Source organism: Thalassospira xiamenensis M-5 = DSM 17429 (genome assembly GCF_000300235.2).
GTDB classification, from domain to species: Bacteria; Pseudomonadota; Alphaproteobacteria; order Rhodospirillales; family Thalassospiraceae; genus Thalassospira; species Thalassospira xiamenensis.
On the sequence record NZ_CP004388.1, the window covers coordinates 1627064 to 1640891 of the forward strand.

Here is a 13828-nt window from a genome sequence, read left to right on the forward strand (position 1 = left end):
CCGTTTTGGCGGAACCGGGTGGGGCTAAGTTATTTCCCCACCCCGACCTTGATCGCGAGTTTACGCAGCGGGCCGATGCGGTTGATGGCGGTCAGCCCCGCATAGCGCAGATCGCGCAGCGTTCTGGGTTCGAACATGGAGGCGCGGTTGAGCAAATCAATGCCGCCAACGCGCGCCAGCGTTTTGGGAAGCTGTTTGCGTTCGTAGGATTTAAGCAACGTGGTGGCCCCGATATCGTCGCCCTTGAGCTTGGCCTTTGCCATCAGGTCGGCCAGGGTTTCGATGTCATGGAGGCTCATATTAAGCCCCTGCGCGCCAATCGGCGGGACGACGTGGGCGGCTTCGGCCACCAATGCAAGCCTTGCCGAAATCAGGCGTGACGGGACCTGTGATATCATTGGCCAGACCGCGCGCGGGCTTGCGACCGTAAGCGGGCCAAACATCGACATGGTGTCACGGGTGATTTCAGCCGAAAGGGTGGCGTCATCCATATTGTAAAGCTGCTGGGCGCGGTCGGCGGGCGTCATCCAGACGACGGACGAGCACGGTTTGCCATCAAGGTCGGGCATCGGCACCAAGGTCAGCGGACCGCCGGTGCGGTGGATTTCGGTCGAGATATTGTCATGCGGTTTGTCGTGGGTGACGACAAAGACCAGCGCACTTTGATCATAGGCCCAGCGGCGATGTTTGATCCCGGCAAATTCACGAAGCGATGAATTGCGGCCGTCGGCGGCGACGACCAGCTTGGCGCGGACGATTTCGCCGCCGGATAATGTGGCCTCGCCATAGCGCGCGGTGCCGGTGAAGCCGGTGACGGTGGTGGAAAAGCGGAAATCGACATTGGGGAGCGTTTCAAGTTTCGCCATCAGCGAAACACGCGCGGCCTTGTTCGAGACATTCCAGCCAAAGAAGCCCTGATTGGTTTCGGCCCCGTCAAAATCGGCGGTTTCGCGCGGGGTCATTTCAGTGCCCCCGGCATCGACGATGCGCATGACGCGAAGTTCGGCACCCGTCGGTTTGATCGCGTCCCAGACACCAGCCTTTTTAAGGGTTTCGATGCCCGGTTGCAGGAAGGCGGTGGTGCGAAGGTCCGTCCCCTCGCCAATGTCGGCGGGGGCGGGATCGACAATCATGATCCTGTGTCCGTCGGCGGCAAAGCGGGCCGCCGCACTCATGCCGGCGATGCCGCCGCCTGCAATCAGAATATCAGTTTCGATCATGTCTTTATCCCTGTTTTATTCGGGCTTCAAATCCGGGCGCAGTGTCGCATGTTGGTGGTCGGGCTGCAATGCGCCCGCAATGTGCCTTGAGGTGAGATTATACGCAATGGCTTTGGCGGGTGGTTTGATACAGATCGGGGCAGGACGAAAATTATCGCGACGGATGGCTTGCCCCGCACGGCGGTTTTGGCCATTTTGGGCGCACAAAATCTTTGACCGTGAAAGGGTTGGTTATGCTGGCATGGGTTTATCTGTTGGGTGCGATCTGCCTTGAAGTGGTCGGGACGGTGTCGCTTAAACTGTCGAACGGGTTTACCGACTGGCGGTTTGCGGTTCTGACCCTGTCGCTTTATGGCGTCAGTTTCTGGGTGCTTTCGCTTACCCTTCGCACCCTGCCGGTCAGCACCGCCTATGCGGTGTGGTCGGGCCTTGGCACGGCGGCGGTCGCGGTGATTGGCGTGATGTTTTTCAAGGAACCGATGAGCGCGTTCAAGGCGGTATTCCTTTTGATGATCATTGGTGGTGTGATCGGGCTTAATGCGGTGGGCGGCAAGCATTAGGATTGCACATCATGAGGCGACGGGCAGGGGTGCCGTTACCTCGACACAGCTTTGAAGATCGCGCGTGATATCGGTATGGCGCGGTTGCCAGCCCAGTTCACGGATGGCCTTCTGGCTGGTCATGCGGTGGCTATGCGCCAGACCCCGGGCCCATTCGCCGTATTCGCGGGCGATGTCATCGGGGCTGATATGCTCAACCCCGCAATCGGCCCGGCCAAAGGTCCGGGCGATCTGGCGGGCAAGATCGCCGGTTGCGATGCCTTCGATGCCAACCCCGATATAGCTTTGGCCGCGTTCGCCGTTTTCAAGCACCAGCCGGTACAGATCGGCCAGATCATCAGCATGGATCAGCGGCCAGATGACCGAACCATCGCCGACAATCCGGACGCGGTTTTCATCGCGCGCCATGCGTGCCATGTCGTGAAGCGCCCCGCCCGGCAGGGTCGGGTGCGAACGAGACGGCGGATCGGTCCGATAGACGGTGGCGGGATGGATCACCATGCCATGCAGGGCCGGATCGGACAGGATTTTGGTCAGGCCCGCAACCATCCATTCAAAACCCGCAACCGGGGCAAAGGGCGTTTTTTCATCATGGATGGCGTCATCGGATGTGGTGGCGGGGTAAAGCCAGCTTCCGCCGGTATAGATGAAGCGTGGCAGGGTGGGGGCCTTGGGCCCGGATTGGCGATGCAGAACGTGCAGCAATTCGATCAGCATCCCGGCATCAACCGCGCCCATATCGGCGGAAAAATCACATGCGGCATGGATGACGGCATCGACAACGGGCAATTTATCGCACCACGGGCCGGGATTGTGGATATCGCCGCGGATCGGCCATGCGCCCATGACGGCAAGATTGGCGGCACTGTTTTCGTTGCGTGCCAGGGCAAAGACATGATGCCCGGCCGAAACCAGATTGCGCACAATCGCCGCCCCGATCAGGCCGCTTCCGCCCAGAATAAAAACACGCATCGCCATTCTCCTGAATTCGTGATGCGTTCGTTCATAGAACCTCAAGTAAGGGTAAGGTCAAGGGGGAAATTTTACCGAAAAATACAAAGCCGGGCATGTGCCCGGCTTTCAGACCGCTGACAAACCCCGTCATATTTTGGCGGGGTTTTTCTTTTAGAGGTGTTTGAAAGCTGGCTTGAGTGTGCCGAGGGGATTATCCCTCAGCGATTGGCCCCTTGGGGCCCAAAGCCAGGGCTATTTTCTTGATGTTTTGGGCGGCGGCGGCCAGCAGACATTGGCATTTGACATTGATCAGTCCCCGGAACCTTGCATATCGATGACCGTGAAGCTGTTTGGCATCTGCAAAAGAGCGTTCGACCGTCTCTTTTCGGCGCTTGTAAACCCGCTTACCCCACTCTGTCAGACGATAGGCGTCAGCCCGGTCTCTGGCGTCTTGCCAGACATGGCGCGTGACAGTTTTTCGGTGGTGGGCATTGGCGGTACAGGAAGCCAGCACAGGACAGGTGCGGCATTTTTCCGGGTCGCTGTGATAATGGCGGTATCCATTTCGGTCGGTTGTCGCATAAGACAGAAGCTGACCTTCGGGGCAGCGATAAGCATCACGCTCAGGGTCATAAACGTATTTGCGTTTGGGGATGTAGCCTTCCCGAAGGTTCGGGCGGCGATAGCCCGTCACGCCAAGGATGTCACGATCTTCAAGGCCTTTGCAATCGCGGCGGTCGCATAGCCCGCATCCAGTCCGACGGCGATAACATCAAGGTCAAAACGCTGCCCTTTGTCGGGTCAAGACGGTCGAGATAGGGAATGCTGTCATGCAGATTGGCCGGGGTGGCGTAACTGTCGGTAATGATCCCAAGCTTGCCATCGACCGTGCGGTGATCGAGATAGAAAAAGCCCTTGGGCTTGCCGTCGCGTACCATATATCCGCTGTCGGGATCGGTTCGGCTGATCTTGGTTTCTTTCTCAACCGGCTGGCGTTCCTTGGCTTTGAGCGGCTTTTTCGCATGAGCCGCCCGGTCTTCCTCAATCGCCAGATCCAGATCATCCCAATAGGCCGCGCGCGATTTGGCAACCACTTCGCGGTCCCATTTGTTCTTGTTGGCATCGGCCTTCAAATGCGTGCTGTCGGTATAGAGAACCTTACCATCCACCAGCCCGTGCCTGATCGCCTGCTCGACGATCTCGTCAAAAATATCCTGCGCAACACTGGCATCATGATATCGACGCCGCCGGTTCTGCGACAGGGTCGAGGCATCAAAGACCTTGTCGGTCAGCTTGAGTTGCAAAAACCAGCGATAGGCGACATTGACCTCAATCTCGCGCACAAGCTGGCGCTCCGAGCGCACGCCAAACAGATAGCCAATGAACAGCGCCTTAAACATCATCACCGGATCAAGGGCGGGACGGCCATTGTTCGCGCAGTACAAATCGGCCACGCGCGCATGGATAAAACTGAAATCGATCACGGCATCGATCTTACGAAGCAAATGATCGCTGGGGACCAAACTGTCGAGTGTCACCATCTCAAGTTCGGTTTGATGTGGGCTGGGTTTCTTAAGCATTCCCCATTGAATCAAAAATCCCCGCCAATGGCGAGGACTTTGTCAGCAGTCTGAAAGCCGGGCATGTGCCCGGCTTTTGGATGTTTGCGAAGGGCGTATTTACGCGACTTCGAAGATGCCGTCGATTTCGACCGCAACGCCGAGCGGCAGGGACGCAACGCCAACCGCAGAACGGGCGTGTTTGCCGGCCTCGCCAAAGATTTCGACCATGGTGTCGGATGCGCCATTGACGACCTTGGGCTGATCGGTGAAGGCGGGATCGGAATTAACGAACGCATTCAGTTTGACGACGCGTTTGACATTATCAAGATCGCCAATCGCGGCACGGACCTGTGCAATCAGGTTGAGCGCGCAGAGGCGGGCGGCTTTCTGGCCGTCTTCGACCTGATAATCGCGGCCAAGTTTGCCGATGAATTTCAGTTCGCCGTTTTCCATGGTGATCTGACCCGAGACATGCACAAGATTGCCGGAACGGACATAGGGCACGTAATTGGCAACCGGGGCGTTTGCCTGGGGCAGGGTGATGCCGAGTTCGGCAAGGCGGGCGTCGATTTTTCCGGCCATGGATTTGATCCTCGTGATTGGGTGTGGCGAAAACGGTTCCAACTTATCGGCCTTGGCGCGCAAACAAAACCATTTCTTTTGTGTGAAATGGTGCGGTGGTGGGAAGCTTGCATCAGCAATGCTGATCGATTGATGAGAAATTTGGATTTGTCATATACCCCAATCCGTCGCACAAGAAAGCCAAGCCGTAAACGGATGGCATAAAACAATCAGGGGACGCGGACGAAATGGGATCAGGACGGTTTAAAATTGCCGATTTGCACGGTGCGTGGCTTGTGCTGATCGGGGTTCTGATCATCAGTCCCGATGCGCTTCTGGTCAGGCTGGTCAAGGCCGATGACATGACAACCGCGTTCTGGCGGTTGCTGATCCTTGGGTCCACACTTGCCCTTATCGCGTTCTGGCGCGGGATGCGTCGCCGTCAGTCATTGCGCCATGCGATGATGCCGACCCGCGATGAAATGCTGGCGGGGCTGTTTTATGGCGGCACAAGTGCCTGTTTCATTCTGTCGATCCGTAATACCGATGCGGCCAATACATTGGTGATCATTGCCGCGACCCCGTTATTATCCGCCCTGATTGCGGTATTTGTGTTCAAGCGCGTTCTGGCCGTGCGGACATGGATTGCGTCCGTCGTGGTGTTTGTGTCGCTTGCGGCGATTGTCGGGGCGGGGTTTGGCGGGGCCAATACGCTTGGTGATATTCTGGCGCTTGGCACGGCGATCTGCATGGCGTGTTATTTCAATGTGGTCGGTACGCGCATTCATATCGATGCGGTGCGTGCGATGATGGTGGGCGCGTTTCTGGCGACATTGGTGATGGTACCCAATGCCAGCCCGATGGCGCTTGAGCCGCTTGATCCGATTTGGCTGATCCTGCTGGGCTGTGTGGTGTTGCCGCTGTCGTTTCTGTTCATTACCGCCGGGGCCAAGAAAATCCCGGCGGCCGAGGCCGGGCTGATCATGCTGAACGAGGCGATTTTCGGATCGCTTCTGGTGTGGCTGGTGATTGACGAGGTGCCCAGTCGCACGACGCTTATTTGCGGGTCAATCGTGATCGTCACACTGGCGACGCACAGTTACCTTGGACTTCGGCAAAGCAGAATGCGCAAGCGGGCCGCCAAAACCGCCTGAACCCCGTTTTGCAAAGGCAGGAAAGCACCGTTCAGGTTGCTGTCAGTTTCGATTGATAGCAATCGGGGGCCGGTTGGTTTGACCGGTTGCCCCACGTGATCGGGTTGATCCCGGCATTGTTGGTCCGGTTGCCAAACGCGGACACATATTGCAGCGCAGACGTGGGGCATTTGCCCCCTTTTGTGCGAGTGCCGATGCCCCGTTTCAGCCTTCCTGTTCGCTTTTTTAACCGGATGCGATTGCGTTTTTCGCCGATTGATTATCGCTTTGTCATTGTCGGGCTGGCGGTTTATTTCGCGCTTGTCCTGAACTGGAAGGTTCTGGGGCATTTTTATCAAATCCTCGGGCAGCTTGAGGCCTATGACCTTGGCTTTGCGGCCAGTGCGCCGTTTGTTTTGCTGCTGGGGTCTATCGTTTTATTCACGCCGTTTTCGTTCAGATACCTTCTGAAGCCGTTTTTTGCCCTGCTGATTTTGACCGGCGCGCTTGCGAATTATGCGATGGTCAAATACGGCATCGTGTTTGACCGCGGCATGATTGAAAATGTGGTCGAAACCAATTCAGCCGAAGCGTTTTCGTATCTGAATGTGCAATCGGCGATCTGGTTTATCGGGACCGGGATCGTGCCGGTGATTTTGCTGTTCCTGCTGCCGGTGCGCTATCCGCGCAGTATTGTGCGCGGGTTTGTGCAACGGGTGGCGATGATGGCGGTGCCGCTGGTGCTTTTTGGCGGGATTGCCGGGCTTTATTTCAAGGATTACGCATCGGTCGGGCGCAATCACAAGGTGCTGGGCAAGGAAGTTTCGCCGGTCAATTACGTGACGGGCAGTATTCAGTATGTCAAACGGCGCTATGTATCATCATCGATGCCATTCCAGACGGTCGGCAATGACGCCCATCAGGTGGTGAAGGTCGCGGGCAACGGCAAGCCGACCTTGATGTTCCTGGTGATCGGGGAAACCGCACGGGCGCAAAGTGTGCAGGCCAATGGCTATGCCCGCCCGACATCGGAATTTACCCAAAAAATTCCGGGGATGCTGGCGTTTCAGGATGTGCGGTCCTGCGGGACGGCAACGGCGGTTTCGGTGCCGTGCATTTTTTCGGTCATGGATCATGCCAATTATAATGGCGAGGTCGCCAGCCATAGCGAAAGCCTGATGGATGTGGTGGCGAAGGCCGGTGTTTCGGTGTTCTGGAAGGAAAATGACGAAGGCTGCAAAGGGGCGTGTGACCGCATCCCCAATGTTGACATCAAACCCGAAGATTTCCCGAAATATTGCGCCAACGGCACCTGCCATGACGAGGTGATGCTTGACGGGCTTGACGAACAGATTGCCGCGATGGCGGGCGACCGGCTGGTGACCCTGCATCTGATGGGCAGCCACGGGCCGACCTATTACAAACGTTATCCCGATGAACATCGCTTTTTCACCCCCGACTGCCCGCGCAGCGATATTGAAAACTGCACGCAGCAGGAGCTGATCAATACCTATGACAATACCATCCGCTATACCGATTTTGTGATTTCAAGGCTGGTGGAACGGTTGCAGTCCTATCAGGACCGATACAATACCGTGCTGCTGTATGTGTCCGATCATGGGGAATCGCTTGGCGAAAGCGGCATGTATCTTCATGGGGCACCATACATGTTTGCCCCGGACGAACAGACGCGGGTGCCGATGTTTGTCTGGGCGTCTGACGGGTTTGTCGCCGATCACGGGATCAATCGCGTCTGTCTTAGCGATCAGGCCAGAACCGGCAGTTTTTCGCATGACAATGTGTTTTCAACCGTGCTGGGCGTGATGGGGGTTGAAACATCGGTCTATCGCAAGGGGCAGGATATCTTTGCTCCTTGCGAAAACGCCACCTATCAGGCGGAGCTTGAAACGCAGCCCGAAATGACTGGCAATTGACAGCGGCAGGCATCAGGTTTAATTGAGTATGCTCATTGAGTATGCTCAATTAAACAGGGGATGTCTTATGCAGACCGGTGTGAACAGCCGTGCCACCAAACGCGAACAGACGCGTGAAAACATCCTGATCGCGGCGCGAAAATGCTTTGACGCGCAGGGTTATGACGGGACATCCACGCGCGAAATCGCCAGGGAAGCCGGGGTTGCCGAAGGCACGATTTTCAGTCATTTCCCGACCAAGGAAGAATTGCTGATTTCCAGTGTGGGCGACCATCTGGCTGATGCGATCAAGCAGGGGCTGCATACGATGGAGCCCGAATGGTGCTTTGTCGACAAGCTGATGCATATCGCATCCTATCGCTTTGCGCAGATCGCGTTGCAGCCGGGACTTTGGCAGGTGATTTTGCAGCAATTGGTGTTTTCACCGCGCAAGGGGGCGGTCAAGGAGCTGATGCGCGGTAGCGGCCTGATTGATGCGGTGATGCGCCTGATCGAGGATGGGCAGCTTGACGGGGAGTTGAACCCGGCAATTGAACCCGCAGCAATCCACAAAACCGTTATCGCGCTGTTTTTGTTCACCATCCATGAACATGTCGGGGTGGAGAATTACGATTGCGAAGACATGTGCGCGACATTGCGCGACCTGCTTGATACCCAGATCAAGGGCATCTGGCTGCGTCGGCCGGAAATGGCGGCGTAAGGCGGCAAGCCGGGCTTATTCCCCGATCAGATGCAGGGTGATCTGGCGGTGATGCGGGGCGTGGCGATGTTCGAACAGGTAAATCCCCTGCCACGTACCCAGAACCGCACGACCGTTTGTGACCGGGATGGTGAGTGATACATCGGTCAGCGCAGCCCGGATGTGGGCGGGCATATCGTCCGGGCCTTCGGCGGTGTGGCGATAGAGGCTGGGGTTTTCTTCGACCAGCCTTGCAAAGAAGGTTTCGAGGTCGCGCACCACATCGGGATCGGCGTTTTCCTGGATCGTCAGACTGGCCGAGGTATGGCGGCAATAGATTGTGACCTGACCGGTTTTGATGCCGGTTTGCTGTAACCAAGACTGGACCTGATCGGTGAATTCAAGCAGGCCCTGTCCGGTGGTGCTGATTTCAAGGGTGGTCTGGTTTTGCGACAGCATGGGGCATTCCGTCTTGCGAGGTTGATGTCTGAAAATGATCGTAATCGCCGGGGTGAACAATAACAAGGGCACCTAATCTTTTGAAATATAAGGATATGCGGCGTGCCGCAATATTGCCACTTGACGTTGCCCGTTGCCGGGCATAACGATTTGGGCGTTTACATTTAATCGGAAGCCATGTTGCGTTTCATTTCCTGCACACTTGTGATCCTGATGAGCCTGACAGTTTTGCTGTCGGTCAGCGGGAACGTGCGGGCGCATTCCGGCCATGACGGCAACAGCCATCATGGCATGGTCAGCGATATGGATGACATGTCCAAGCCGTTTTCCCACGATCCGTTTTCATCCCATGCCGATATTTGCGGCATGACGGTCTGCGGGCCGTTTGTCGAGGAACTGGTCGCTCTGGTATCGGTCACGCTTGTGGTTTCACAAGCTGCATTCTGGATCACGGAGCGTTCGTTCGTTTCGATTGAGGCAGATGGCAGCTACAAGCCGCCGCGCGCCTGAAAATAATCCCGTCTTTGTCTTAAATGCCGTCATCTGGTCGTCCGTTTCGGGGATCAGTGCAGCTTGCGCAGATGTTTGTGCAGCAACGGCAATCATTCTGACGACTATTTTCAGGAGCATGATATGCCCAACGTCAAATCGAATTTTCTTACCCGTATTGCCGTTTCAACCGCGATTGCAGGTGTCCTGCTGAGCGCACCGCTTGCCTTTGCAAGCCCGGGACATGGTCAGGGACATGGTTCGGTCGCCCCGGAAATCGGTGCGCCGGGAAATGCCGCCGATGTTACCCGCACCATCAAGGTTGTTATGGAAGACAATTTCTTTGATGCGGAAACCATCGAAGTCCGTGCCGGTGAAACCATCCTTTTCCAGATTGAAAACAAGGGTGAGTTTGTTCACGAGTTCAATATCGGCACGGCCGCCATGCATGCCAGCCACCAGAAAGAAATGATGATGATGATGGAGCATGGCGCGCTGGATGTGGACAAGATCCATATGGACATGATGAAAATGGATATGGGGAACGGTATGACCATGGAACATGACGACCCCAACAGCGTCCTTCTTGAACCCGGCCAGACCGCCGAGATCATCTGGACGTTCCCAGCGGATGCGGAGCTTGAATTCGCCTGCAATGTACCGGGCCACTATGAAAGCGGCATGATGGGCAAAGTCCGTCTGAAGTCATAAGCCGGTCGGTTCGAGGTGCGAGAGGCGGGGCGGTACCTTGCCGTCCCTGAGGCCTCTGGCGTTTCCGCAAGTTTTTGGGAATCCATTAAATGAAAATCAACTATGTCAAAGGCGTCCTTGCCGGGGCGCTGGCGATGGTTGCCCTGTCGACGGGAAGTCAGGCGGCGACCTATGACCTGACGGTCGATTATGTCACCATCGATACCGGAGATACCAAGACAAAGGGTATCGGCTATAACGGGGCATCCCCCGGACCGACACTTCGTTTCAAGGAAGGCGAAGAGGCGGTGATCAATGTCACCAACAATCTGAAAGAGGCCACCTCGATCCATTGGCATGGTCTTATCCTGCCCTATCAGATGGATGGGGTGCCGGGCATCAGTTTCCCCGGTATCGAACCGGGTGAAACATTCACCTATCGCATTCCGGTCAAACAGAGCGGCACATACTGGTTCCACAGCCATTCCGGTTTTCAGGAGCCGGACGGCGCATATGGCTCGATCATCATCGAGCCGGAAAAACGCGAGCCGTTCAAATTCGACCGCGAATATGTGGTGGTCCTGAAAGACAAGCATCCCCATTCGGGTGATCGCATTCTGCGCAATCTGAAAATGATGCCGGACTATTACAACCGCAAACAGCGGACCCTTGGCGACTTCATCGATGATGTATCGAAGAACGGTCTGGGTGCGACGTTGTCAGAACGCGGCGACTGGGGTTCCATGCGGATGATGCGGACCGACATCGAGGATGTGCAGGGCTTTGTCGGCCTGATCAATGGCATGTCACCCGATCAGAACTGGACCGGATTGTTCAAGCCCGAAGAACGGGTGCGGCTTCGTTTCATCAATGCGTCGGCGATGACCTATTTCGATGTCCGGATGCCGGGGCTTGAAATGACCGTGGTGCAGGCAGATGGCAATAATGTGCAGCCGGTCAAGGTTGACGAGTTCCGCATTGCGGTTGCCGAAACCTATGACGTGATTGTCCAGCCAAAGGACGACAAGGCCTATCCGATTTTGGCGGAATCCATGGGGCGGTCGGGCCATGCCTTTGCCACCCTGGCCCCGCGCGCCGGAATGCGGGCCGAGATGCCGGAATTGCGCACGGAATCACCGATGCTGACCATGGCCGATATGGGCATGGCGCATGGGGATATGGGCCATGGCGATATGGCGGGCATGAATCATGGTGCTGCTGCCACCGACAGCGGATCGCAAGGATCGATGCCGGGCATGGATCATTCGAATATGCCTGGAATGGATCATTCCAATATGGATATGGACGAGAAGGCCGATCCGTTCTATGCGGCGGGCAGTGGTCTTGTTCCGGCGGCAGCCAATGGCGGCAGGTTCCTGTCCTATAGCGATCTGAAAGCGCAGAAACCGCTTTATGCAGAACGTCCGGCCACCCGTGAGATCGAGCTTCGCCTGACCGGAAACATGGAACGGTATAGCTGGTCGATCAATGGCGTGAAATACGAAGATGCCGAGCCGATCCGCCTGAAATACGGGGAACGTGTCCGGTTCAAATTCGTCAATGAAACCATGATGACCCATCCGATGCATCTGCATGGCCTGTGGTCGATCCTTGATACGGGGCAGGGCAAATGGAACCCGGTCAAACATACGATCAGCATCAATCCGGGCACCACGGTCTATTCCGAAACCGAGGTTGATGAACCGGGCGAATGGGCATTCCACTGTCATCTGAGCTATCACATGGCAACCGGCATGTTCCGCAAGGTCGTGGTTGAAGGCGGCCCGGCAGTCACACAGCTTGAGAGCGGGAATTGATCCATCATGAAAAAACTTGATCTGATGCTGATCGGCGGGGGTGTCGCATTGGCACTCGGCCCGTTCGCGCGTGCCGGTATGGCGATGGATGCCAGTATTTATTACGGCTTTCAGGCCGAACAGTTTGAATATCGTGTCGGTGATGAAAGCGAAAAGCGCCTTGTCTGGGATGCGGATGCCTTTGTGGGCACGGACGAACTCAAACTGCGCTGGCAGGGGGAGGGCGAACGTGACCTTGATGCCGATAGTTACGAGAAACTTGAAAACCGGTTTGTCCTGCAAACCCCGATCAGCGACTTTTTCGATGCCAAGGGGGGCGTGCGTGTTGATACCCCCGAGGGGGCGGATCGCTGGTATGGCACGGTCGGCATTGTCGGACTGGCCCCGCAATGGTTTGAAGTCGATGCCGATCTGTTTGTCAGCGAGACGGGCGATGGTTCAGCAAGGCTTGATGTCGAATATGAAGGGCTTCTGACCAACCGGTTGATCCTCACACCATCGTTCGAGATCAATGCAGCCTTCTCGGAAGATCGCGAGATCGAAGTCGGCAAGGGGATTTCCAGCGCCGAGTTCGGCTTGCGACTGAGCTATGACCTGATTGATCGCGCCATCGTGCCCTATGTCGGTGTTGCCTATGAACGGAAGTTCGGGGATACCGCCGATTTCGCCAAACATGACGGCGAGGATTATGAGGCAACCTATATCGTCACGGGCATTCGCCTGATGTTCTAGACAAAAGGCCGGGAGGTGACGTCTCCCGGCCTTCTTGTTCTGGTCTGAATATGTTCGTTCAGGCCGCTTGCTGGATGCTTTGGGGATCGTCAAAGCGAAGTGCGGTCATGGCAAGGTTGCCGAATTCAAAACTGTCATGCAGGGTTTCGGGCATGAAACCCTCGTCCGCCGCACCGAGTGCCACATAAAACGGCATCAGGTGATCGTCTTCGGGATGGGCCATGGCGGCGTGCGGGGCCTGTGCGCGGTAATCAAGCAGGGTATCAATATCGCGGGCGGCCAGTTTGCCCAGCATCCAGTTGGTGAATTCCTGCGCCCACGGATCAATCGGGCCTTCGTTGCGGTCAAGGGCGCGCAGATTATGGGTCATCGCCCCGCTGCCAACCACCAGAACACCCAGATCACGCAAACCGCGCAGCTTTTTACCCAGTTCAAAATGATCCGCCGGGCTGCCATGGGCCAGCATGGAGAGCTGAAATACCGGGATATCGGCGCTGGGGCGGGCGATGATCAATGGCATCCATGCACCGTGATCAAGGCCGCGCGCGGCATCGGTGGCGGCCCCGATCAGGCTGGCGATTTCGGATGCCAGTGCGGGATCGCCCGCAACATCATAATGCAGGTCATAAAGCGGTTTGGGGAAGCCGTAAAAATCGTGGATGGTTTCCGGGCGGGCGGCGGTCGAGATGGTCGGTGTCGCGGTCTGCCAATGGGCCGATATGATCAGGAGGGCGCGCGCGCCATCAAACTGATTGCCAAGATCGCGGGCAAAGAAATCGAATGCCGGGGTGGTTTGGCGCGCAACCAGCATCGGCGATCCGTGCGAGATGAAGATCGGCGCAAGATTGCCCTGCGGGGCGGCAGAAACAGAGGGGGCAACGGGACTGGTCATGGTGGGGCACCTCGACATTCAAACAACATTGATTGCGAATATGTGCCTGTTTGGTCCACCTGACCAGTCACCGTTCGTCAACAGTGTGTTGCCATCACCCGCGAAAGGGCGGTTTGGGGAAACAATGACAACAGCCGGATCGGGAA

At 56.6% G+C, this 13828-nt stretch carries 13 protein-coding genes and 1 pseudogene; 8 read left to right on the top strand and 6 right to left on the bottom strand.

The genetic code is table 11. From position 1 onward, the window contains the following. Positions 1-29: 29 nt before the first annotated feature. Positions 30-1220, bottom strand: a complete 1191-nt coding sequence (locus TH3_RS07630; protein WP_007091818.1) for an FAD-dependent oxidoreductase — start codon at positions 1218-1220, stop codon at positions 30-32. A 233-nt stretch (positions 1221-1453) separates the two neighbouring features. Between TH3_RS07630 and TH3_RS07635 the strand changes: the two genes are divergently transcribed. Further along, complete coding sequence (locus TH3_RS07635; RefSeq protein ID WP_007091819.1) at positions 1454-1780, top strand: DMT family transporter; 327 nt, start codon at positions 1454-1456, stop codon at positions 1778-1780. 9 nt (positions 1781-1789) lie between these two features. On the opposite strand, the gene TH3_RS22350 is transcribed toward TH3_RS07635, so the two are convergent. The 3 genes and pseudogenes from TH3_RS22350 to TH3_RS07650 all read right to left on the bottom strand — a co-directional run bounded on the left by TH3_RS22350 (position 1790) and on the right by TH3_RS07650 (position 4878). Further along, entirely contained in the window at positions 1790-2752 is a 963-nt protein-coding gene (locus TH3_RS22350) for an NAD-dependent epimerase/dehydratase family protein (RefSeq protein ID WP_076519708.1), read from the bottom strand. A 193-nt stretch (positions 2753-2945) separates the two neighbouring features. Continuing rightward, positions 2946-4314: pseudogene (locus tag TH3_RS07645) on the bottom strand (IS1182 family transposase). 99 nt (positions 4315-4413) lie between these two features. Beyond that, positions 4414-4878 carry a RidA family protein gene (locus TH3_RS07650; protein ID WP_007091979.1) on the bottom strand — a complete coding sequence of 155 codons (465 nt, stop codon included), beginning with the start codon at positions 4876-4878 and terminating at the stop codon, positions 4414-4416. A 227-nt stretch (positions 4879-5105) separates the two neighbouring features. On the opposite strand from TH3_RS07650, the gene TH3_RS07655 reads away from it, so the two are divergent. The 3 genes from TH3_RS07655 to TH3_RS07665 all read left to right on the top strand — a co-directional run bounded on the left by TH3_RS07655 (position 5106) and on the right by TH3_RS07665 (position 8624). After that, positions 5106-6011, top strand: coding sequence for a DMT family transporter (locus TH3_RS07655; RefSeq protein ID WP_007091978.1), 906 nt, complete (start codon positions 5106-5108; stop codon positions 6009-6011). A gap of 194 nt (positions 6012-6205) precedes the next feature. Beyond that, positions 6206-7924, top strand: a complete 1719-nt coding sequence (locus tag TH3_RS07660; RefSeq protein WP_202965960.1) for a phosphoethanolamine transferase — start codon at positions 6206-6208, stop codon at positions 7922-7924. A 67-nt stretch (positions 7925-7991) separates the two neighbouring features. Next, positions 7992-8624, top strand: coding sequence for a TetR/AcrR family transcriptional regulator (locus tag TH3_RS07665; protein WP_007091976.1), 633 nt, complete (start codon positions 7992-7994; stop codon positions 8622-8624). Positions 8625-8639: 15 nt separating this feature from the next. On the opposite strand, the gene TH3_RS07670 is transcribed toward TH3_RS07665, so the two are convergent. Next, a complete protein-coding gene (locus TH3_RS07670) occupies positions 8640-9062 on the bottom strand; it encodes a secondary thiamine-phosphate synthase enzyme YjbQ (protein WP_007091975.1) in 423 nt (140 codons plus the stop codon). A 177-nt stretch (positions 9063-9239) separates the two neighbouring features. Between TH3_RS07670 and TH3_RS07675 the strand changes: the two genes are divergently transcribed. From TH3_RS07675 to TH3_RS07690, 4 genes are all read left to right on the top strand, one after another. Next, a complete protein-coding gene (locus tag TH3_RS07675) occupies positions 9240-9572 on the top strand; it encodes a hypothetical protein (RefSeq protein ID WP_007091974.1) in 333 nt (110 codons plus the stop codon). Positions 9573-9695: 123 nt separating this feature from the next. Further along, positions 9696-10262, top strand: a complete 567-nt coding sequence (locus TH3_RS07680; protein WP_007091973.1) for a cupredoxin domain-containing protein — start codon at positions 9696-9698, stop codon at positions 10260-10262. An 89-nt stretch (positions 10263-10351) separates the two neighbouring features. After that, positions 10352-12058, top strand: coding sequence for a copper resistance system multicopper oxidase (locus TH3_RS07685; protein ID WP_007091972.1), 1707 nt, complete (start codon positions 10352-10354; stop codon positions 12056-12058). A gap of 6 nt (positions 12059-12064) precedes the next feature. Beyond that, the gene (locus tag TH3_RS07690) at positions 12065-12790 is read left to right on the top strand and encodes a copper resistance protein B (protein WP_007091971.1); all 726 of its coding nucleotides are present in this window, start codon (positions 12065-12067) and stop codon (positions 12788-12790) included. A gap of 58 nt (positions 12791-12848) precedes the next feature. Here TH3_RS07690 and TH3_RS07695 read toward each other — a convergent pair whose 3' ends face one another. Beyond that, on the bottom strand, positions 12849-13682 hold the full coding sequence (locus TH3_RS07695; protein WP_007091970.1) for a DODA-type extradiol aromatic ring-opening family dioxygenase: 834 nt from the start codon (positions 13680-13682) through the stop codon (positions 12849-12851). Positions 13683-13828: the final 146 nt, after the last annotated feature.